The organism is Actinokineospora sp. NPDC004072, from assembly GCF_053604195.1.
On the sequence record NZ_JBSGHB010000002.1, the window covers coordinates 339194 to 358728 of the forward strand.

General features: G+C 71.7%; 20 protein-coding genes and 2 pseudogenes. 10 read left to right on the forward strand and 12 right to left on the reverse strand.

What is annotated here, in order from left to right; all coding sequences use genetic code 11:
* Nucleotides 1-8: 8 nt before the first annotated feature.
* The gene (locus tag ACWEPX_RS03955; RefSeq protein ID WP_451895569.1) at nucleotides 9-1319 is read right to left on the reverse strand and encodes a molybdopterin cofactor-binding domain-containing protein; all 1311 of its coding nucleotides are present in this window, start codon (nucleotides 1317-1319) and stop codon (nucleotides 9-11) included.
* Between the two features lie 685 nt (nucleotides 1320-2004).
* Here ACWEPX_RS03955 and ACWEPX_RS03960 point away from each other — a divergent pair.
* Nucleotides 2005-2469 (forward strand): hypothetical protein, encoded by a 465-nt coding sequence (locus ACWEPX_RS03960; RefSeq protein ID WP_451895570.1) that lies wholly within the window; start codon nucleotides 2005-2007, stop codon nucleotides 2467-2469.
* A gap of 591 nt (nucleotides 2470-3060) precedes the next feature.
* Here the strand turns inward: ACWEPX_RS03960 and recQ are convergent.
* Entirely contained in the window at nucleotides 3061-5031 is a 1971-nt protein-coding gene (gene recQ, locus ACWEPX_RS03965) for a DNA helicase RecQ (protein ID WP_451895571.1), read from the reverse strand.
* A 536-nt stretch (nucleotides 5032-5567) separates the two neighbouring features.
* On the opposite strand from recQ, the gene ACWEPX_RS03970 reads away from it, so the two are divergent.
* Entirely contained in the window at nucleotides 5568-6062 is a 495-nt protein-coding gene (locus ACWEPX_RS03970) for an IS5 family transposase (RefSeq protein ID WP_451895572.1), read from the forward strand.
* Nucleotides 6063-6069: 7 nt separating this feature from the next.
* On the opposite strand, the gene ACWEPX_RS03975 is transcribed toward ACWEPX_RS03970, so the two are convergent.
* The 5 genes and pseudogenes from ACWEPX_RS03975 to ACWEPX_RS03995 all read right to left on the reverse strand — a co-directional run bounded on the left by ACWEPX_RS03975 (nucleotide 6070) and on the right by ACWEPX_RS03995 (nucleotide 9192).
* Nucleotides 6070-6585, reverse strand: coding sequence for a hypothetical protein (locus ACWEPX_RS03975; protein ID WP_451895573.1), 516 nt, complete (start codon nucleotides 6583-6585; stop codon nucleotides 6070-6072).
* Nucleotides 6513-7091 carry a hypothetical protein gene (locus ACWEPX_RS03980; protein ID WP_451895574.1) on the reverse strand — a complete coding sequence of 193 codons (579 nt, stop codon included), beginning with the start codon at nucleotides 7089-7091 and terminating at the stop codon, nucleotides 6513-6515. Before ACWEPX_RS03980 ends, ACWEPX_RS03975 begins: the two co-directional genes overlap by 73 nt.
* A gap of 140 nt (nucleotides 7092-7231) precedes the next feature.
* A pseudogene (locus ACWEPX_RS03985) lies at nucleotides 7232-7389 on the reverse strand (IS5/IS1182 family transposase); the annotation flags it as partial.
* A 266-nt stretch (nucleotides 7390-7655) separates the two neighbouring features.
* Nucleotides 7656-8621 (reverse strand): TIGR03557 family F420-dependent LLM class oxidoreductase, encoded by a 966-nt coding sequence (locus ACWEPX_RS03990; protein WP_451895575.1) that lies wholly within the window; start codon nucleotides 8619-8621, stop codon nucleotides 7656-7658.
* A gap of 82 nt (nucleotides 8622-8703) precedes the next feature.
* Nucleotides 8704-9192 carry an SRPBCC family protein gene (locus tag ACWEPX_RS03995; protein ID WP_451895576.1) on the reverse strand — a complete coding sequence of 163 codons (489 nt, stop codon included), beginning with the start codon at nucleotides 9190-9192 and terminating at the stop codon, nucleotides 8704-8706.
* 462 nt (nucleotides 9193-9654) lie between these two features.
* On the opposite strand from ACWEPX_RS03995, the pseudogene ACWEPX_RS04000 reads away from it, so the two are divergent.
* The 4 genes and pseudogenes from ACWEPX_RS04000 to ACWEPX_RS04015 form a co-directional block, all read left to right on the forward strand.
* Nucleotides 9655-10221, forward strand: a pseudogene (locus ACWEPX_RS04000) (ArsR/SmtB family transcription factor); the annotation flags it as partial.
* Nucleotides 10222-10495: 274 nt separating this feature from the next.
* Complete coding sequence (locus tag ACWEPX_RS04005) at nucleotides 10496-11149, forward strand: SRPBCC family protein (protein ID WP_451895577.1); 654 nt, start codon at nucleotides 10496-10498, stop codon at nucleotides 11147-11149.
* The gene (locus tag ACWEPX_RS04010; RefSeq protein WP_451895578.1) at nucleotides 11137-11934 is read left to right on the forward strand and encodes an alpha/beta fold hydrolase; all 798 of its coding nucleotides are present in this window, start codon (nucleotides 11137-11139) and stop codon (nucleotides 11932-11934) included. The genes ACWEPX_RS04005 and ACWEPX_RS04010 overlap by 13 nt, the downstream gene beginning before the upstream one ends.
* Nucleotides 11935-12012: 78 nt before the next feature.
* Nucleotides 12013-12981, forward strand: coding sequence for a hypothetical protein (locus tag ACWEPX_RS04015; RefSeq protein WP_451895579.1), 969 nt, complete (start codon nucleotides 12013-12015; stop codon nucleotides 12979-12981).
* A gap of 38 nt (nucleotides 12982-13019) precedes the next feature.
* Here the strand turns inward: ACWEPX_RS04015 and ACWEPX_RS04020 are convergent, their stop codons facing one another.
* Both ACWEPX_RS04020 and ACWEPX_RS04025 read right to left on the reverse strand, forming a co-directional pair.
* Entirely contained in the window at nucleotides 13020-13613 is a 594-nt protein-coding gene (locus ACWEPX_RS04020) for a nitroreductase family protein (RefSeq protein WP_451895580.1), read from the reverse strand.
* A 60-nt stretch (nucleotides 13614-13673) separates the two neighbouring features.
* Nucleotides 13674-14132 carry a MarR family winged helix-turn-helix transcriptional regulator gene (locus ACWEPX_RS04025; protein WP_451895581.1) on the reverse strand — a complete coding sequence of 153 codons (459 nt, stop codon included), beginning with the start codon at nucleotides 14130-14132 and terminating at the stop codon, nucleotides 13674-13676.
* 90 nt (nucleotides 14133-14222) lie between these two features.
* Here ACWEPX_RS04025 and ACWEPX_RS04030 point away from each other — a divergent pair, with 90 nt between their 5' ends.
* Nucleotides 14223-14783, forward strand: coding sequence for a YceI family protein (locus tag ACWEPX_RS04030; RefSeq protein WP_451895582.1), 561 nt, complete (start codon nucleotides 14223-14225; stop codon nucleotides 14781-14783).
* Between the two features lie 16 nt (nucleotides 14784-14799).
* Entirely contained in the window at nucleotides 14800-15732 is a 933-nt protein-coding gene (ligD, locus tag ACWEPX_RS04035) for a non-homologous end-joining DNA ligase (RefSeq protein WP_451895583.1), read from the forward strand.
* On the opposite strand, the gene ACWEPX_RS04040 is transcribed toward ligD, so the two are convergent.
* The 3 genes from ACWEPX_RS04040 to ACWEPX_RS04050 form a co-directional block, all read right to left on the reverse strand.
* On the reverse strand, nucleotides 15715-16836 hold the full coding sequence (locus ACWEPX_RS04040; protein WP_451895584.1) for an FAD-dependent oxidoreductase: 1122 nt from the start codon (nucleotides 16834-16836) through the stop codon (nucleotides 15715-15717). The genes ligD and ACWEPX_RS04040 overlap by 18 nt on opposite strands.
* A 70-nt stretch (nucleotides 16837-16906) precedes the next feature.
* Nucleotides 16907-17878, reverse strand: coding sequence for an aldo/keto reductase (locus tag ACWEPX_RS04045; RefSeq protein ID WP_451895585.1), 972 nt, complete (start codon nucleotides 17876-17878; stop codon nucleotides 16907-16909).
* Nucleotides 17879-17892: 14 nt separating this feature from the next.
* Nucleotides 17893-18588: an SDR family NAD(P)-dependent oxidoreductase gene (locus ACWEPX_RS04050; protein ID WP_451895586.1), complete on the reverse strand. Its 696-nt coding sequence runs from the start codon at nucleotides 18586-18588 to the stop codon at nucleotides 17893-17895.
* 203 nt (nucleotides 18589-18791) lie between these two features.
* Here ACWEPX_RS04050 and ACWEPX_RS04055 point away from each other — a divergent pair, with 203 nt between their 5' ends.
* Nucleotides 18792-19214, forward strand: coding sequence for a cold shock domain-containing protein (locus tag ACWEPX_RS04055; protein WP_451895587.1), 423 nt, complete (start codon nucleotides 18792-18794; stop codon nucleotides 19212-19214).
* The gene (locus ACWEPX_RS04060) at nucleotides 19214-19354 is read left to right on the forward strand and encodes a hypothetical protein (RefSeq protein ID WP_451895588.1); all 141 of its coding nucleotides are present in this window, start codon (nucleotides 19214-19216) and stop codon (nucleotides 19352-19354) included. The genes ACWEPX_RS04055 and ACWEPX_RS04060 overlap by 1 nt, the downstream gene beginning before the upstream one ends.
* The last annotated feature ends 181 nt before the right edge of the window (nucleotides 19355-19535 follow it).

The following is a 19535-nucleotide window of genomic DNA, read 5'->3' on the forward strand; positions in this document are numbered from 1 at the left end:
CGGGCTCCTCAGCGCGGGAACGGCTCGAAGTCGACGGGGAAGTCGATGGGGAAGGACCGGGGGACCGCCCCGGTCGCGCGGGCGTAGGCGTTGGCGACCGCGCCGACCGCGGCGGGCACGCCCAGCTCGCCTGCGCCGCCGGGCTCCCCGGACGGCGGCATGATGAAGATCCGCACGTCGGTGGGGGTGTCGGCCTGGCGGGCGTAGTGGAACTGGGAGTAGCTGCCCTCCAGCGGCAGGCCGCGGTGGATGTGCAGGCCCGCGGTCAGCGTCGTGGCGATCGCGTCGGTGAGCCCGCCGAGCAGCTGGGCCTCCAGGCCGCGCGGGTTGATCGGCAGGCCGTAGTCCCCGGCGATCACCGCCTTGGTCACCCGCGGCCGGTCGCGGGTGTCGATCTCGACCAGGCACGCCGTGCACGAGCGGTACTCGTCGTGGAACCCGACACCCTGGGCGACGCCCGCGGGCAGCGGCCTGCCCCACTGGCCCTCGGCGGCGACCTTGTCCAGCACGGCGCGCTGGCGGGCGGTCTTGAGGAAGCGGCGGCGGAAGGCCACGGGGTCGGTGCGCAGCCGCCGGGCCAGCTCGTCGACGAACACCTCCTCCGCGCCGCGGGTCGTGGCCGAGTAGACCGAGCGCCAGGAGCCGGTGTGCATGCGCAGCGGGATCTCGTTGAGCAGCTGCGTGGTGAGCCCGAAGTCGTACGGGGACTTGATCGTGGTCTGGAAGACCGCCTGCGCGAACTTGGGGGTGGCGGTGGTGGGGCCGAGGTCGACGCGGGCGGCGTCGCGGGTCAGCTCGGCGTAGGTGGCCCGGCGGCCCGCGCCCACGACGGCCCCGTCCTCGGTGCGCAGGGTGGACGCCGCGACGCCCCACCGGGCCGCCGCTGCCGCGACCAGCCGGGCGCGGGCGGCCGCGGCGGCGCTGCGGATGGGCCGGTAGACCGAGCGGATGGCGTTGGACCCGCCGGTGAGCTGGTTGAACAGCAGCTCCGGCCGCGCATCGTCCAGCACGACCCGCACCCGCTCCAGCGGGAGGTCCAGCTCATCGGCGACGAGCATGGCCGTCGCGGTCGTGAGCCCCTGCCCGACCTCCGCCCGGGGCAGGTTGAGCGTGGTGATCCCGTCCTCGCCGACGGACAGGGTGATCAGGTGCGCGGTGGGGGCGGCGGCGAGGGTGAGGAGGTCGCCGAGGTCGACCAGGTCGGCGGGGGCGGGCAGCGCCTCCGCGGCCTCGTCACCGCCCAACCGGGCCGCCACGACCAGCGTGGGCGCGGCGACCAGGTAGCCGATGAAGCGCCGCCGGTTGGTGGGGATCGACATGCGCACCTTTCTGGACGCCGGGATTCACCCGGATGGAGTCCCATGTGATGCCCCGCACCCTATGGACCCCGCCCAGAAGCGTGCAACGCTGAGTAGCGAGCCTCAACCAATCGTGTCACCACCCTGACAAGGTCCGTCTCCTGCGCTCAGCCAGCAGGCCCGAGCCGCTCGGTGCGGGCCGAGGTGGCACCTCAGGTGCGGCGCGAAGGTGCGGGTGCGAGCCCCGGGTGCGCCCGCCCGAGGCGGACGTCTGCACCTGTGGCAGTTAGGTGCGGGTGCGAGCCCTGGGTGCGGCTGCCCGAGGCGGACGTCTGTACCCGTGGCAGCGGGCTGCGGGTGCGAGCCTCGGGTGCGGACTGTTCGGGACGGACGTCTGCACCCGTGGTAGCCGGGTGCGGGTGCGAGTCCCGGGTGCGGCTGTTCGGGGCGGGCGTCTGCACCCGTGGCAGCTGGGGTGCGCGTGCGAGCCCTGGGTGCGGCTGCTCTGTACGGGCGTCTGCACCGGTGGTAGCCGGGTGCGGGTGCGAGCCCTGGGTGCGGCTGCCGAGGCGGAGGCCTGCACCCGAGGCGGCAGGCTGCGGGTGCGAGCCCCGGGTGCGGCGGGTGGATCGGGGTTGCATGCGCCCGGAGCTCGCGGGGTACCTGACCACAACAAGCGCGGACGAACTCCTGAGGAGCGAGTGGCATGACCGACCACCCACGCGGCATAGCCCGCAAGCTGGTCGCCGTGACCCGCGGGGCCGCGGCCCCCGACGTCGAGGCCCCCTTAGAACTGCTGGGCGGCCCGGACGAGCGCGACCGCCTCCGCGCCGTGATCCGCGAACTGGTCGCCGCGACCGCGACCATGCTCCTGCACCGCGGCGGCGACAACCCCGACCACCTCTACCTCCTCGACCTCCGCGACGCCAACGGCGACGAGGTCCCCATCGACGCCCTCACCCCACCCGTCCGAGCCCTGGTCCGCGCCGTCCTCGCCGACCTCAACGGCCGCCCGGAGGACGTGGACCTCCAACTGGAACTATCCCTCCGCGACGAAGGCGGCGACCCCCTCAGCGTCCTGGTCCTAGCCCTCCTCTGGACGGTCGGCTCCCTCGAATGGTGCGAAGCCCACAACACCGCACCCCCCGCCTGGCTAGCCCGCACCGCCTAACCCCGGCCGCCTATCCTCGCGCCGCCGCGGGGTTCGGCCCGCGCACTCCGTCTGGTTAGCCCGCACTGCCTGACCCCGGCCGCTTACCCTCGCGCCGCCGCGGGGTTCGGCCCGAGCCCCCCGCCTGGTTAGCCCGCACTGCCTGACCCCGGCCGCTTACCCTCGCGCCGCCGCGGGGTTCGGCCCGAGCCCTCGGTCTGGCTAGCCCGCACCGCCTAACCCCGCCGCCTACCCTCGTGCTGCCACCCACCCCAGCCTCGCACCCCCACCCAGACTGCACCCTCGCGCCCAACCTCGTTGCGCCTTCTCATCCCCACCCCGCACTCTCGCGCGCCTCACCCTCGGCTGCGCCTCACCCCTCGGCCGCGCCGCACCCGCGCGCGGTCACCTCGGGCCGCTCCCTCGGGCGGCACCCGCGCGTCCCGGCATTCGGGCGGCCCGCCTTCGTGCGGCCCCGCCTCGCCGGCATCCCTGCCTTCCCGCCGAGCCCCTCCACGCGGCTCGCGCCCCGAGGAGGGGCGGCCCTCCGCGTCCGGACCGTCCCAGGCCACCGCACCGTGCGCCCGCTAAGGGCCTTGGGTCGTGTTCCCGCTAGTAGTCCTCCTCCGGCGGTTCCGGGAGGGGGATGTCCTCGTCGTCGTGGGAGGCGAGGGTGAGGGGTGGTTGGGGGGTGGAGGTTGAGGTGCGGGTGCGTGTGGCGGGTGGGGGAGGGGTGGGGGCTGGGTCGGAGTCGGCGAGGGTGTCGAGGACCTGTTGGCCGTATTTGGCCAGTTTGGCCTCGCCGACGCCGCTGATCGTGCTCAGTTCGGCCAGGGACTTGGGGTTGGTCGCGGCGATGGCGCGCAGGGTGGCGTCGTGGAAGATCACGTAGGCCGGGAGGCCCTGCTCCTTCGCCGACGCCGTGCGCCACGCCCGGAGCCGCTCGAAGAGGGGCTGGGCGCCAGCGGGCATGTCCCCGCTGGCAGGCCGCTTGGTGGAGACGGCGCGGGTCAGGCGGGCGGTTCGTTCGGGGTCGCGGCGGAGCATGACCTGCCTGCGGCCGCCGAGGACGTCCGCGCTGGCCTCAGTCAGGTGCAGGGTGCCGTAGTCGCCCTCGACCTTGAGGAGTCCCTGGGCCAGCAGTTGCCGGATGACCGCCCGCCACTCGCCGTCCTTCAGCTCGGTGCCGATGCCGAAGGTGGAGAGCTGGTCGTGCCGCTGCTGGATGACCTTGTCGGTCTGCTTGCCCAGCAGGATGTCGATGATCTGGCCCGCGCCGTAGCGCCGGTTGCGCTCGCGGTCGAGCCGGAAGATCGTGGACAGCAGCTTCTGCGCGGCGACCGTGCCGTCCCACGACTCCGGCGGCGTCAGGCAGGTGTCGCAGTTGCCGCACGGCGGCGCGCTCTGGCCGAAGTAGTTCAGCAGCTGCCCGCGCCTGCACTCGACCGTCTCGCACAGCGCCAGCATCGCGTTGAGGTGCTGCCCCAGCCTGCGCCGGTGCGCCTCGTCGCCCTCGGAGATGTCGATGAGCTTGCGCTGCTGCACCACGTCCTGCAGCCCGTACGCCAGCCAAGCCGTCGACGGCAGCCCGTCGCGCCCCGCGCGCCCGGTCTCCTGGTAGTACCCCTCCACCGACTTCGGCAGGTCCAGGTGCGCCACGAACCGCACGTCGGGCTTGTCGATGCCCATGCCGAAGGCGATCGTGGCGACGACGACCAGCCCGTCCTCGCGCAGGAACCGCGCCTGGTTGGCCGCGCGCGTGCGGTTGTCCAGCCCCGCGTGGTACGGGACGGCCGGGATCCCGTTGTCCACCAGGAAGTGCGCGGTGTCCTCCACCGAGTTCCGCGACAGGCAGTAGACGATCCCGGCGTCGCCGTCGTGCTCGGTGCGGATGAGGTCGAGCAGTTGTCGACGCGGGTTGTTCTTGGGGACGATGCGGTACTGGATGTTCGGCCGGTCGAAGCTGGCGACGAAGTGGCGCGCGTCGGTGAGGTCGAGCCGGGTGGCGATCTCCTCGCGGGTGGCCTCCGTCGCCGTGGCCGTCAGCGCGATGCGGGGGACGTCCGGCCAGCGCTTGTGCAGCTCGGACAGCATCAGGTAGTCGGGCCGGAAGTCGTGGCCCCACTGGGACACGCAGTGCGCCTCGTCGATGGCGAACAGCGCCACCTCGCCCTGGTCGAGCAGCCGCACCGTCGACTCCACCTTGAGCCGCTCGGGCGCCAGGTAGAGCAGATCCAGCTCGCCGTCGAGGAACGCCTGCTCGGTGTCGCGCCGCTCGGCGAAACCCTGCGTGGAGTTCAGGAACCCGGCCCGCACGCCGAGCGCGCGCAGGGCGTCGACCTGGTCCTGCATGAGCGCGATCAGCGGCGAGATGACCACGCCGGTTCCCCGCCGCACCAGCGCCGGGATCTGGTAGCACAGCGATTTCCCGCCACCGGTCGGCATGAGCACCAGCGCGTCGCCGCCGCCCGCCACGTGCGTGACGATCTCGGCCTGCTCACCGCGGAACTGCTCGTAGCCGAACACCCGCCGCAGGACTTCCTGGGCGGCGGCGCGGACGTCGGTCTGGGTCTCGGGAGGCACGGGTTCGATCCTAGAGCCGCCCCGATTCGCGCCGCCGCCCCTTCTCCCCGCCTGTGGACAACTCGCGCCGCCGCCCATTCCCGAGCCATTCTCGCCGCGGCCGGCCATTCCGCAGCCCGCTCCCGTTGACCGACCGGAGCCCGTCCCCACCTGCCGCTCCCTGCCCCACCCAAGCCGCGGCGCTCGCGCCTAAGACGTCGTTTCTGATGTTGCGTTAGCTTGTTGAACCGCACATGCCGGAGCTGATCGAGCGGCTGGTGCCAGACGAGTTGTGGACGCTGTCCCGGCGGGTGGCACCGCCGACGGAGGTCCTAGCCCACAGGGCGGGGGCCGCCGACGAGTTGGGGACCGTGTTTGTCTGGCGGCGATCATCTTCGTGGCCACCTCAAGCTGCACTTAGCGACAGTTGCCTCCGGTGTTCAGACCAGCCTGGCCCACCGCCTACCGGCGCTTCGCCCAGTGGAGCCGAGAGCGGGTGTGGGCCAGGCCGCACCGGGTGTTCTTCGACCAACTCGGGGCGAGTTGGACTGGTCGCGATGCGCCATCGACTCCGTCAGCGTCCGGCGGCAAAGGGGGCCGCTCACCGGACCGAATCCGACCGACCGCGGCAAGCCGGGGTCGAAATCCACCTGATCACCGACCGCAACGGACTGCCCCTGTCGCTGGACATCTCTGGTGCCAACACGCACGACAGCCTGGGCCTGCAGCCGCTCGTGCGCGGGATCCCGCCCATCCGTTCCCGCTGCGGACCGCGCCGCCGGTGCCCAGCCAAGCTTCACGCAAACATGGGCTACGACTATCGCCACCTGCGGAAATGGCTTCGCGAGCGTCGCATCCGCCACCGCATCGCCCGCGAAGGTATCGAGTCCTCCACGCGGCTCGGCCGACACCGCTGGGTCGTCGAGAGAACGGTCTCTTGGCTGGCCGGATGCCGACGCCTGCCCCGCCGCTACGAGCGCAAGGCCGAGCACTTCCTGGGCTTCGTCGGCATAACCGCAGCCCTCATTATCTACCGCCGACTCACCAACTGACCTAAGGTCATATGCACGCCGCGACGAACTCGGTGAAACGGCCGGTGTCAGCGAAGTAGTTCGGGTACGCGTCGCGCAGTTGGCTGATCCGGGCGATGTTGATGAGCACCGCGTCCAGGTCCTCGTTGTCCAATGCCTCCAACTCGGTGATCCTCGCCTCTGCGGCGGCCAGCGTCTCGTGCACCGTCACTGTGAGCCTTCCCTCGGTTCGCCAGAGCTCAAGGGTCAGGGTGTTCCGGCGGTCTGTCTTGGCGTGCTCGCCGACGATCGCCGCGTAGCCCCGTAGCCGCTCCAGAACGCCCACGTTCGCCTCCAGGCGCGACAACTCGGCCGCCAGCTCCTCCCGCGTTCCCTGGGCGCCGGGCACCGGGGTTGTGTCTTCCTCGTACGCCATGAGCGAGCCGACCAGGACGAAGAACCTGAGCACGTCCTTGTCGCCCTTCCCGTACTTCAGTTCACTGCCCGAGAACAAATCCATGGTCTCGACGGCGGTCGCCCAAGCGTGCTGGAGCAGCGTGCGCACCTGCAGCTCGATCCGCAGGCCGTGGTATTCCTTTTCGAGGCTCCGTACTCGTACACTAGGTGAACACCCCGGTAGCCGGAGTCGCGTGGACCCGGGTCGTCACGTAGGTAGTCGTAGACCTTCTTGACGCGGTTCTTGCTCCGTGGCAAGTCCCTCAGGACGCTGACCAACTCGTCCACCTCTGCGACGGTGTCGAATACCACCCGGCAGCCCCCCAAGTCCTGCATGGTTGTCACGCTCATCGTGGGGTGGCGCTTCAGCTTGTCTAGGATCGTGGGCAGGCGCTTCCGGCGCTCGGCCACGACGGCGTTCGGATTCACGTCGAGCGCTCGCTGCCGCACGGTCACAGTCACAGCGTTCAGAGGAAATGCGTGGGCGAGACGGTAGTTGCTCAGGACCTCCCGCGCCTCCCGGATCTCCTCGGGGGTGCCCGTCCCCTTACCGATCATCCGGCTCGCGCGTTGGACGCGCTTGTTCGAGTTCTCAGGGACCACCCACTTCTTCATGGTCGCGACCGTACAGGGTCGCGCCGACGCCCCGGCGGTTATCTCCGCGGTCGGCGCGGCCCTTTCCCGGAGATCCAGGAGACCGTCCGGAGGCTATCGGTCGATACGGACGCACGGCCGTCGGAATCTGGGCGGAGCCCGCCTGAGGTGGCCACGAAGATGATCGCCGCCAGACAAACACGGTCCCCAACTCGTCGGCGGCCCCCGCCCTGTGGGCTAGGACCTCCGTCGGCGGTGCCACCCGCCGGGACAGCGTCCACAACTCGTCTGGCACCAGCCGCTCGATCAGCTCCGGCATGTGCGGTTCAACAAGCTAACGCAACATCAGAAACGACGTCTAACCCCAGTTCAGAACCACCTTCAGCGCCGTATCCCGAATTCTGTCGCCCCGCCGCGATAGGCTCGAAGGCGGTTCGCCCCTGGGTGGGCGGGGTGACGATTGGGGTAGGCGCTGTGCTGGGGGCGTCTCAAGGGTGAGTGGTTGTCACGGTCGATTTTGTCTCGGGACGGCTCGCGCCTGCTGGATCGGTGCTTCTGGGCTGGCTCGGCGAGCTGTCCGGCTCGTCAGAGGGAGCGGAGGGCGGGGAGGAGGTCCTTCTCGGCGAAGTCGAAGAAGTGCTTCTGGTGGTCGCCGCCGATTTGGACGAGGGCGATGTCGGTGAAGCCAGCGTCGAGGTAGGTGGAGACGGACTTGAGGATGGGGTCGATGTCCGGTCCACAAGGGATGCTCGCCGCGACGTCGTCCGGGCGGACGAACTGGGTGGCTGCGGCGAAGGCGGCGGTGCCGGGCAGCTCGGCGTTGACCTTCCAGCCGCCGCCGAACCAGCGGAACTGGTCGTGCGCCCTGGCGATGGCGGCGTCGCGGTCGCGGTCCCAGCAGATGGGGAGCTGGCCGATCTTGCGGCTGGTGCCGCTGCTCGCCGCGTCCCACCCGCGCACCAGCGCCGGGTCCGGCTCGACGGCGATCATGTGGTCGGCCATCGGGGCGAAGCGGTTGACCGACTGCTTGCCCGAGACGGCGACGGCGATGGGCACGCGGTCGTCCGGCAGGTCCCACAGCTTCGCCGAATCCACCCGGAAGTGGCTGCCCCCGCGGGTGACGTAGCCGCCGTCGAACAGCGCGGAGATGATCTCGATGGCCTCGGCGAGCATGTCGTGCCGCACGTCGACGCTGGGCCAGCCGCGGCCGACCACGTGCTCGTTGAGGTTCTCGCCCGCGCCGAGGCCGAGCGTGAACCGGCCGTTGGCCAGGATCTGCGTGGTCGCCGCCTGCTGGGCGACGATCGCCGGGTGGTAGCGGATGATCGGGCACGTCACGTACGTCATCAGCTCGACCCGCTCGGTGACCTGCGTGACCGCCCCCAGCACGCTCCAAGCGTTGGGCGCGTGACCCTGCGCGTCGAGCCAGGGGAAGTAGTGGTCGCTGGAGACCTCGAAGTCGAAGCCCGCGCGCTCGGCGGCCGCGGCGTAGGCGACCAGCTCGGCGGGCCCGGCCTGCTCGGTCATGAGCGTGTATCCGAAGTGAGCCATGTGCCTGGAGGTTCCCCGCCCCCGCCGGGCACAAACGTGGCCCCCGGCGGGGGGAACACCGGGGGCCACGCGGTCTAGGCGATCACAAGGGGTTGGTGGTCGGGGCCTGCGGCGGCGGGTCCACCTCGCCGCGCCAGGCGCCGGTCTCCATGCCCCCGCGATCCTTCTCGATGAACTGCTTGAACCGCTTCATGTCGCCCTTCACCCGGCGGTCGAGCACACCGAGCTTGTCGGCGACGTTCTCGACGAAGCCCTCCGGATCGATCTCCATCTGGGCGGTGACCCGGGTGGTGTCGCCATCAATGCGGTGGAAGGTGACCACACCAGCATGCGTGGGCCCGTCAACGGACTTCCACGCCACCCGCTCGTCCGGGCGCTGCTCGGCGATCACCGCGTCGAACTCGCGGGTGATGCCGCCGATGGTGGTCTTCCAGTGCGTGGTGCGGTCGTCGAGCTGCCTGATCTCGTCCACACCCTCCATGAACTGGGGGAATGTCTCGAACTGCGTCCACTGGTTGTACGCGGTGCGCACGTCGACGTGGACGTCCACAGATTCGGTGATCGTGCTCATCGACCGTGAACTCCTTCCGTTGTCTTCGTTGGATGGTTACCCCCGGCGCTCGCGCGCTACACATCCGAGCGACCGATCTTCCGGAAATCGCTTTGTGGCAAGGCTTTCAACCACGGGTAGTAGTCCCAACCCAACGCCTGCCCCCGCGCGTCTGCGCTGTCAGCCGCCAACCTGCCGGTCTGCCGGTCTGCCCCGTGCACCCGGTCCACCGCTCCGCTCGCTTAGCCGCCCCGCCCGCTTACCCACTCCGCTCGCATTACCCGCTCGGACCGCTCGGACCGCTCGGACCGGTCCGCTCGGTCCGCCCGCTCGGTCCGCCCGCTCCGTCCCCTCCGCCCGGCCCGCCCGCATTACCCGCTCCATCCGATCAGTCCGGTTGGCCCGGGTGTCCGACAATATTGTTTGTCTTGACCGCAGTACTTGTCTTGACAAGAGAAGTTGTCGGTAGCTAGCGTTCGCGGCATGGATGACGTGGCGGTGATCGACGACCGGGCTGCGGCCGAGTCGTGGCTGGACCCGATCCGGGCGCGGCTGCTCGCGCGGCTGGTGGAGCCGGGGTCGGCCAGCTCGCTGGCCGGGCAGCTGGGCATCCCCCGGCAGAAGATCAACTACCACCTGCGGACGTTGGAGAAGCACGGCCTCGTCCGCTTGGTGGAGGAGCGGCGGCGGGGGAACATGACCGAGCGGGTGCTCCAGGCGACCGCCGGGTCGTACGTGATCTCCCCGGACGTGGCCCCCGAGCTGGCCCCTGACCCGGCCAAGACCGCCGACCGCCTCTCCGCCCGCTGGCTGCTCGCCCTCGCCGCCCGCCTGGTCCGCGACGTCGGCGCGCTGCTCACCCACTCCGCCAAGGCGAACAAGAAGGTGGCGACCTACGCCCTCGACGGCCAGATCCGCTTCGCCACCCAGGACGACCGCGCCGCCTTCGCCGCCGACCTCAGCGAGGCCATAACCCGCCTCGCCGCCAAATACCACTCCGACCACGGCCGTACGCACCGCATCGTCATCGCCGTTCACCCCGAAGCCCCCACTCTACCCCCCGCTACCGACCAGCACCCCGCCGCCAGACCACAGGACCCGGCGGCGGGCGCGGCAGCCATCCGGCGGCCATCGGCAGATGCCGAAACCGACCAGCAGGCCGCCGGATCGCAGCGGCGGTCGGTGGCGGGTGGGGAGGCCGGTCAGCGACCGTCGGCAGACGCCGACGAACCGCAGCAGCGGGGGCAGGCTGGTGGCGCGCACGCGCAGCGGTCGGCCGGGCGCAGGCGGGCGGGTGGCGAGCAGCAGGGTGAGGTGGGCTGACGTGGGGCATCACTTTCACGACACCGTCGAGATGACCGTGCCCGCCTCCGTCGAAGACGTCTGGGAGGCGATTTCGACTGGGCCCGGGGTGCAGTCGTGGTTTCTCGGGCGCACGGAGATCGAGGACGGGGCCGTTCGGATGTTCATGGGGGAGTACAACCCCGTATCCGCCGTCACCGCCGCCGAGCCCGGCAAGCGCTTCGCCCACCGGACCGCCGACGCCCCCGACGGCCGGTTCATCGCCTACGAGTACCTGATCGAGGGCAGGGACCGCGCCAGCACCGTGCTGCGGGTCGTCACCAGCGGGTTCATCCCCGGTGACGACTGGGCTGAGGAGTACGAGGCCATGCGCCAGGGCGGCGCGCTCTACGCGGCCTCGCTGCGCGAGTACCTGACGCACTTCGCCCCCCGCACCGGCACCCCGCTCAACCGCTGGGTCGAGATCGACTGGCACCGCGTGCCCGAGCTCATCGACAGCGACGGCGTCGTCTTCCACGCCAACGAGCAGACCATCGGCATCCGCACGGACAACGCGCTCTACCGATACCTCCGCGCCATGAACAAGACAGTCATGCTCAGCCACATCCAATTCGCCCCCGACGGGCGGGACTGGCCCACCCGAACCACCGCACAAGGATCGACATGCCCCACGTGACCTCAGCCGACGGCACCCGCATCGCCTACGCCGCCACCGGTTCCGGCCCCGCCCTGGTCCTCGTCGACGGCGCACTCTGCCACCGCGGCTTCGGCCCGTCGCCCGAGCTGGTCAAGGCGTTCCAGGACCGCTTCACCGTTTACGCCTACGACCGCAGGGGACGCGGCGGCAGCGGCGACACCGAGCCGTACTCGGTGGACAGGGAGATCGACGACATCGCCGCCGTCATCGACGCCGCGGGCGGGGATGCCGCCGTGCTGGGCCTGTCCTCCGGCGGCGTGCTGGCCCTCGATGCGGCCAATCAGCTCAAGGCCATCACCAAAGCGGCCGTCTACGAGTGCCCGTTCATCGTCGACGGCACCCACGCCCCGCGCCCGGCCACCCTCATCGAGGACATGGATTCCCTGATCGCGCAGGGCAAGCGCGGCGAGGCGGTCACCTCGTTCATGCGGATGGTCGGCACCCCGGGCTTCGCCGTCGCCATGATGAAGCTCACGCCCATGTGGAAGAAGCTCAAGGCGGTCGCCCCCACCCTGCGCTACGACTACCGCGTCCTCGGCGACACCGGCCTCGGCAGGCCCCTGCCCGCCGACCGCTGGGCCGAGGCGAAGCAGCCCATCCTGGCCCTGGACGGCGGCAAGAGCCCCGACTACCTGCGCAACGCCATGCGGATGCTCGCCGACACCCTCCCGTCCGCCGAGCACCGCACCTTGCCCGGCCAGACGCACCTGGTCAAGGCCGAAGTCCTGGCGCCGGTCGTGTCGGAGTTCTTCCTCCGGGATTAGGCACAACGGCGGTTGCCCGCGCCGATCCCCACCCGGAACGCTCCGCTGAGGGACTCCTCCTGCGACAAGGAGCACTGGATGGCAGCACCGGGCACGTTATCCACTGTGGAGACCAAGGCCACCTCGGCCTTCGTCTCCGGCCACTTCCCCCGTCGGCCGGGCTTGGTCATCGGCCTGAGCGCGTTGGCGGGCTTCCTGCTCACCGTGGTGTGGTCGGCGCGGTTCGTCGACCACACCATCGGGGCGAACGTCGCCAACACCCTGCTGGGCCACGACGCCGCGGCCACCCCGATCGCCGGGATCGGCTCGGGCATCGCCTTCGCGTTCGTCACCGGCATCGCGGGCACCTTCACCGCCTGCAACATCGCCGCGTTCGGCGCGGTCGCCCCGATGCTCAGCGATTCGAGCACCCGGTGGTCGCGGTTCCGGGCCACGCTGCGGCCGATCGGCTGGCTGGCGGTGGGCATGGTGGCCGTCTCCGCCCCGTACGGCGCGCTGGTGGGGATCATCGGCACGAGCATGCCGCAGTTCGACACCGCGCCCACCGTCCCGGGCGAGCTGTCGGCGCGCAGCATCCAGTCGATGGTCGTCTTCGGCGTGATCGGCCTGGTCATGATCTACATCGGGCTCGCGGCGGCGGGCAAGGTGCGCGACCCGTTCGCCAAAGTTGCCGCCCGCTTCCCCAACGCGCCCCTGGTGTTCATGGGCGTGCTGGTCGGCGGGTTCCTCATCGGCAGGCCCTACCCGCTGTTCCGCCAGATGTTCCGCGACGCCGCCGAGGCCCACGACCCGCTCTACGGCGCCGCGGCGTTCGTGCTCCAGTCGCTGGGCAACGTGGTCATCATGGCGCTGATCTTCCTGGTCATCGCCTACGGCACCGGCGGCAGGCTCCAGCGCTGGCTGGCCGCCGACCCCCGGCGCCTGGCCGTGCTCACCGTGTCCGCGCTGATCATCGCCGGGGTGTTCACGGTCATGTACTGGGACATCCGCCTGCTGGCCCGGCGCGAGATCATCCCGTGGTACCCCGTCGCCCCCTGGGCGAACTGAGCCGGGCGGGCGGCCCCGGCGCGTCCGGGGCCGCCCGACTACCAGCGGTCGCGGTGCACGGCCGGGGCGGGCCGGGCGGCCGGGCGGAACGACTCGCCCAGGTAGTACGCCGTCGGGATGAGCGCGCCCTGGTGCACGCCAGCGGGCAGGCCGAGCAGGTCGGCGATCTCGCGCTCGTGGGCCAGGTGCGCGGTGGTCCACGCGGTGCCGAGGCCGCGGCTGCGGGCGGCGAGCATGTAGCTCCACACCGCGGGCAGCACCCCGCCCCACACCGACGCCTGGTTGCCCTTGGGCAGCGGGCCGCCCGCGTCCACGCAGGCCAGCACCAGCACCGGCACCCTGGCCAGGTTCGCCGCCAGGTAGGCGGCGCTGTCGAGGGTGCGCGAGCGGGGCGCCCCGGCGTGCTTGGCGGTGAACGCCGAACGGTAGTGGCCGCCGATGGCCGCGCGCAGGCCCGGGTCGGTGACGACCACCCAGTGGACGGGCCGGGTGCCGTGCGGGGCCTGGCTGGCCGTCGTCAGGCAGGTGTGGATCTCCGAGAGCGGGACGTCGCGGGACAGGTCGAGGCGCTTGCGGACCGTGCGGGTCGTGGTGAGCAAGGCGTCGGGGGTCAGCGCGATGTCGGTCGTCATCCCCGGGATGCTGGCACCGGGGTCACAGGGAGCGCATTCGCAATCGTGCTCTGCTGAGTGTCAGCCCTCGTCCTCGGCGAGCCCGGCGGCGACCCGGTCGGCGATCTCGCCCAGCGCGGCGACCAGCTCGGGGGTCAGCCGGTCGAACAGGAACTCCCGGACGGTCTCCACGTGCCGGGGGGCGGCGGCCTCGATGGTGGCCCGGCCCTGCGGGGTCAGCGCGACGAAGGCGCCGCGGCGGTCGTTGGGGCACTCCTGGCGGTCGACCAGCCCGCGGGCGCGCATGCGGTTGAGCTGGTGGGACAGCCTGCTCTTCTCCCACTGGAGCTGCTCGGCCAGGGCCAGCACCCGGGTGCGCCCGCCCGCGACCTCGCTCAGCTCGACGAGCACGGCGAAGTCGGCCAGCGACAGGCCCGAGTCGTCCTGGAGCTGCCGGTTGAGGCGGGCGCTGAGCCGGGCCTGCATGTGCAGGTACCCGCGCCACGCCCGTTGCTCGTCGTCGTCCAGCCACCGTGTCATGGGGAACAGTCTACCCGGAATAGTTGACTCGTCATCTATGTTGGGTGCAGTATTCCACTGAACGCAGTCAACCCACCCGGAGGAACCGAGATGACCACCGCAAGCACCGACTTCACCGCGCTGACCGGCACCTACACGATCGACCCGGCCCACAGCCGCGTCGGCTTCGTCGCCCGGCACGCGATGGTGACCAAGGTCCGCGGCGCGTTCAACGAGTTCGAGGGCACCGCCACCATCGACGGCGCCGCGCCCGAGAAGTCCACCGTCGCCCTGACGATCCAGGTCGCCAGCATCGACACCCGCAACTCCCAGCGCGACGACCACCTGCGCAACAACGACTTCCTCGACGTCGCCGAGCACCCGACCATCACCTTCGCCTCGACCGCCGTCAAGCACCTCGGCGGCGCCGACTTCGAGGTCACCGGCGACCTGACCGTCAAGGGCACCACCCGCGAGGTCACCTTCCCGCTGGAGTTCACCGGCAGCGCCACCGACCCCTTCGGCAACGCCCGCGTCGGCTTCGAGGGCTCGGTCGTCATCAACCGCAAGGACTACGGCGTGACCTGGAACGTGGCCTTGGAGGCGGGCGGCGTGCTGGTCAGCGAGAAGGTCACCCTGGAGTTCGAGATCTCGGCGATCAAGAACGCCTGACCGCTAGGGTCGGGGCATGGCCAAGGCTGCGGAGGTGGAGGTCGGCCCGCACACCGTGCGGGTCACCAACCCCGACCGGGTGTACTTCCCCGCCAGCGGTGCGACCAAGCTCGACCTGGTCGAGTACTACCTCGCCGTAGGTGACGGCATCGTGCGGGCGCTGCGCGAGCGCCCGTGCATGCTGCACCGGTTCCCCGAGGGGATCGCGGGGGAGAAGGTCCACCAGAAGCGCGTCCCGCACGGCGCGCCCCCGTGGCTGGAGACCGTGCGGCTGCACTTCCCCCGCTACAACCGCCACGCCGACGAGCTGTGCGTGACGAAGCTGGCCGACGTCATCTGGGCCGTGCAGATGTCGACTGTGGAATTCCACCCGTGGAACTCCCGCCGCGCCGACACCGAGCGCCCCGACGAGTGGCGCATCGACCTCGACCCGATGCCCGAGTGTCCTTTCCCGACCGTCCAGCGGGTCGCGGGCGTGGTCCGCGAGGTGTTGGACGAGCTGGGCATCACCGGCTACCCCAAGACCTCAGGTGGGCGCGGTCTGCACGTCTACGTGCGGATCGCGCCCACCTGGGGTTTCGGGCAGGTCCGCCGGGCCGCGCTGGCCTTCGCCCGCGAGGTGGAGCGCCGCGCCCCCGACGAGGTGACGACCACCTGGTGGCGCAAGGACCGCGACCCCGCCGCCCTGTTCGTCGACTACAACCAGAACGCCCGCGACCACACCATCGCCAGCGCCTACTCCGTGCGCGGCGTCCCCGACGCGACCGTGTCCACGCCGGTCACCTGGGACGAGATCCCCGACATCGATCCGCGGGACTTCACCATCGCCACCGTGCCCGCCCGCTTCGCCGAGCTGGGCGACCTGCACGCCACCATCGACGACACCGCCTTCTCCATCGAGCCGCTGCTGGAGTGGGCCGACCGCGACGGCCTACCCGACGATGCTTGAGGCGGTCCCCGCCATCGCCGTGCGCACGACCGCAGGCCCGCCCGGCAGGTCGGCGACCCCGAGCAGCCGGTTGCGCAGGGCGATCCGCCACCGGCTGGCGGGCAGCATCCACCGGGCCGCCCGCCTGCCCGAGCGCTGCTTGGCCTCGGCGAACGGCCGCATCCGGGCCTCGTAGGCGGGCAGCGCGGCGGGCACGTCCGCCTTCGCCAGCTCGCCTGCCAGCACCCACGCCGCCGCCATCGCCAGCGACGCGCCCTGCCCGGCCATCAGCGACACGGCGTGCGCGGCGTCGCCGATGAGCGCGGTCCGCCCGCGGTGCCAGACCGGCAGCTCGACCTGGGCCACCGTGTCGTAGTACGGGTCGTCGGGGCAGTGCTCCAGCGCCCGGTCCACCAGCTCGCCCAAGCCCGCGAACCGCGACACCAGCAGGCCGCGCGGGTCCTCGGCCAGCGGCCCGTCCGCGGCGAGGACGAACATCGTCGCCAGCCGCCCGCCCGCCGGGTAGATGCCCGCCTGGCGGCCGGGCTCGGCGACCACCACGAACCGGTCGCCGACCGCGCGCGCCAGCTCCGGGTCGGTGAGCAGGTAGGACGCGGTCTGGTAGCCCAGCGGGCGCAGGAACGCGCGCTCCGGCCCGAAGACCAGCTCGCGGACGCGGGAGTGGATGCCGTCCGCCCCGACGAGCAGGTCCGCCTCGACCGGGGTGCCGTCGGTGAGCGTGCCCTCGTCGCGCAGCGAGGTGCCGTAGCGGATGTCGAGGTCGGGGACCGCCTCGCGCAGGATGCGGTCGAGGTCGCCGCGCATGAGGCTGACCAGGCGCCCGTGTAGGGCCGCGCGCATCGAGGCGTAGCCGACGCCGCCGCGCGGGTCGCCGCCGGGGGAGCTGTAGCGCAGGGCGGTGATGCCCGCGTCGGCCGCCCTGATCTGGTCGATGAGGCCCATCCGCTCGGCGATGTCGTAGCCGGAGCCGAAGAAATCCATCATGTAGCCGTCCGGCCGAGGCCCGGGCGACCGTTCGACGACCGTGACGTCCCAGTCGGCCCGGCGCAGCCACCAGGCCAGCGTCAGCCCCGCGATCCCGGCGCCGCAGATGAGCGCGCGCATGGCCACCTCCTTATTTGGGCACCTGACCAAATTGTGGCACACGCGGCAGTGCCACGCCCTGTCGCGGGCATCACCAGCGGTCGTGCACCAGGGGGCGGATCAGGTCGTCGTAGACCTCGCGGACGGTCGCGTGGGCCTCGGCGGGCAGCGGCGGCAGGTCGGCGACCGAGGTGTTCGCGCGGGCCTGCTCAGGACTGCGGGCGCCGGGGATCACCACGCTCACACCGGGCTGGTCGGCGACCCAGCGCAGGGCGAACTGGGCCATCGTCCACCCCTCGGGCACCGCGGCGCGCAGCCGCGACACCGCTTCCAGGCCGACCTCGTAGGGGACGCCGGAGAACGTCTCGCCGACGTCGAACGCCTCGCCGTGGCGGTTGAAGGTGCGGTGGTCGTCCGCGGCGAAGGTCGTCCCGGCGGTGTAGCGGCCCGACAGCAGGCCCGAGGCCAGCGGGACGCGCGCGATGATGCCCACGCCCGCGGCCGCCGCGGCGGGCAGCACCTGCTCCAGCGGCTTGCGGCGCAGGCAGTTCAGGATGATCTGCACCGTCGCCACGCCGGGGCGGGCGATGGCGGTCAGCGCCTGCTCGCAGGTCTCCACGCTCACCCCGTACGCCGCGATCGCCTGCCGCGCGACCAGGTCGTCCAGCGCGTCGAAGACGGCGTCGTCGGCGTAGACCGGGCTCGGCGGGCAGTGCAGCTGCACCAGGTCGAGGGTGTCCATGCCGAGGTTGCGGCGCGACCGGTCGACCCAGGCGGCGAAGTTGGCCGCGGTGTAGTTCTCCGGGACCTGCTCGACGCGGCGGCCCATCTTGGTGGCGACGGTGATGCCCTCGCGGCCCCTGCGGAAGCGGCCGACGGCGCTCTCGCTGCGGCCGTCGCCGTAGACGTCGGCGGTGTCGAAGAAGGTGACCCCGCCGTCGGCGGCCGCGTGCAGCACGGCCTCGGCGTCCTCGACGTGGCCCCAGTCGGCCCCCAGCTGCCAGCAGCCGAGCCCGATCACGCCCGCGGTGCGGCCCAGCCGCTGGATGGTCCTGGTCTCCACGGCTCAGATCGTAATCACCACGGGATGCGCTTTCGGTCGCGGAAGAAGCCCCCCGACGGGCCGCTGGGCGGCAGGAGGGCCGCCCAGACGACGGTGTCGGCGCCCTGGGCGGGGGACAGGGGCGCGCCCGGGCCGCCCATGTCGGTGCGCACCCAGCCGGGGCAGACGGCGTTGACCTTGACCGTGCTGGGGACCGCGGCGGCCAGCGCGATGGTCAGCGCGTTGAGCGCGGCCTTGGCGACGCCGTAGGCGGGCGGGGAGGGCACGTTGTCGGTGACCGCCCCCGCGCCGGAGGAGACGTTGACGACCCGCCCCCAGCCGCGTTCGACCATGCCCGGGATCAGGTCGCGGCAGAGCCGGTAGGCCCCCAGCAGCGTCACCCGCAGCGTCTCCTCGAACACGTCGTCGGGGATGGCGAACAGCGGGTGCGTCGGGTAGACGCCTGCGTTGTTGACCAGCACGTCGACGGCGGTGCCCTCGGCGGCGAGCCGGTCGACCAGCCGCCGCACGCTGGCGGCGTCGGCCACGTCCAGCCCCACCGCCCGCACGCTGTGCCCCGTTCGGCCGATCGCGGCCGCCGCGACGTGTCCCCGGTCGAGATCACGGGCGCCGAGCAGCACGTTCAGGCCGGTCTCGGCCAGCCTGCGCGCCACCTCGTACCCGATCCCCCGGTTCGCCCCCGTCACGAGCGCGGTGCGGGCGGTGCTCACGGTCGTCCCCCTTCGGAATCGACTCAGCCCATTAGGGCACGGCGGTCGGGCAGTTTCAAGATCGGATCACCGGCCGGTGGGTCCTCCACGCCCGCGGCCCGACCGCCCGGCTGCCACAACCGGCCGCTGGGCGACCGCGGAACACCGTCCACAGGTGACAGCGGTAGGATGGGCGCGTTGGGAATGGCTGATGGGTGTGGGGTGTGGCTGTGGTCCGGGGCAAGGTCATCCGGTTCGACGACGTCCGCGGGTACGGGTTCGTGCTGCCCGAGACCGGGGGCGAGGACGTGTTCCTGCACGTCAACGACATCAACTTCGACAAGCGCAAGCTCGTGCCCGGCGCGGTGGTCGAGTTCGTGGTCGAGGAGGGCGAGCGCGGCCTCAAGGCGTCCGACGTCAGCCTCGTCTCCGGCCGCACGACCGAGTACACCAGCGACCCGGCCTTCGCCGACGACGGCGACTTCGCCGACCTGCTCTCGGTCCGCGAGTTCCGCGACGAGGTGACCGAGGCGCTGCTGGCCGGGGTGCCGACGCTGACCGCCGAGCAGGTGGTGCGGGTCCGCCAGACGGTCGTCGGCATCGCCAGGGCGCACGGCTGGCTGGACGCCGAGGCCCGCGAGAGCTGATGCGCCGCCTGCTCCGGTTCGTCGGCAGGCTGGTCTGGGCCGCCATCGCCGTCGCCTTGGACCTCGACCGGCCCAAGCCCCGACCGGAGTCCCGCCCGCGCCCGGCCCGCCAAGTGGCCGCCGAGCGCCGCCGCGACTGATCACACCTCCGCGAGCCGGGCGCGCCGGAACGCGCGCTCAGCTTCGTTGCCCGCCAGCGCCAGCGCTGCGCCGTAGGCGGCACGCCCTTCGTACGTCCGGCCTAGTCCGCGTAGCAGGTCGGCGCGCACCGCGTGCAGGGCGGCGATGGCCGCGTGCAGGGTGAACCGACCCCGCGCCCCG

What these genes read in the sequence shown, in the direction of transcription:
- ACWEPX_RS04015 (WP_451895579.1), top strand. Translation starts at nt 12,013, where the DNA reads ATGGCAGCACCGGGCACGTTATCCACTGTGGAGACCAAGGCCACCTCG.
- ACWEPX_RS04025 (WP_451895581.1), bottom strand. Translation starts at nt 14,132, where the DNA reads ATGACACGGTGGCTGGACGACGACGAGCAACGGGCGTGGCGCGGGTAC.
- ACWEPX_RS04040 (WP_451895584.1), bottom strand. Translation starts at nt 16,836, where the DNA reads ATGCGCGCGCTCATCTGCGGCGCCGGGATCGCGGGGCTGACGCTGGCC.
- ACWEPX_RS03960 (WP_451895570.1), top strand. Translation starts at nt 2,005, where the DNA reads ATGACCGACCACCCACGCGGCATAGCCCGCAAGCTGGTCGCCGTGACC.
- ACWEPX_RS03980 (WP_451895574.1), bottom strand. Translation starts at nt 7,091, where the DNA reads ATGAAGAAGTGGGTGGTCCCTGAGAACTCGAACAAGCGCGTCCAACGC.
- ACWEPX_RS04010 (WP_451895578.1), top strand. Translation starts at nt 11,137, where the DNA reads ATGCCCCACGTGACCTCAGCCGACGGCACCCGCATCGCCTACGCCGCC.
- ACWEPX_RS03970 (WP_451895572.1), top strand. Translation starts at nt 5,568, where the DNA reads ATGCGCCATCGACTCCGTCAGCGTCCGGCGGCAAAGGGGGCCGCTCAC.
- ACWEPX_RS04060 (WP_451895588.1), top strand. Translation starts at nt 19,214, where the DNA reads ATGCGCCGCCTGCTCCGGTTCGTCGGCAGGCTGGTCTGGGCCGCCATC.
- ACWEPX_RS03955 (WP_451895569.1), bottom strand. Translation starts at nt 1,319, where the DNA reads ATGTCGATCCCCACCAACCGGCGGCGCTTCATCGGCTACCTGGTCGCC.
- ACWEPX_RS04020 (WP_451895580.1), bottom strand. Translation starts at nt 13,613, where the DNA reads ATGACGACCGACATCGCGCTGACCCCCGACGCCTTGCTCACCACGACC.
- ligD (WP_451895583.1), top strand. Translation starts at nt 14,800, where the DNA reads ATGGCCAAGGCTGCGGAGGTGGAGGTCGGCCCGCACACCGTGCGGGTC.
- ACWEPX_RS03990 (WP_451895575.1), bottom strand. Translation starts at nt 8,621, where the DNA reads ATGGCTCACTTCGGATACACGCTCATGACCGAGCAGGCCGGGCCCGCC.
- ACWEPX_RS03995 (WP_451895576.1), bottom strand. Translation starts at nt 9,192, where the DNA reads ATGAGCACGATCACCGAATCTGTGGACGTCCACGTCGACGTGCGCACC.
- ACWEPX_RS04030 (WP_451895582.1), top strand. Translation starts at nt 14,223, where the DNA reads ATGACCACCGCAAGCACCGACTTCACCGCGCTGACCGGCACCTACACG.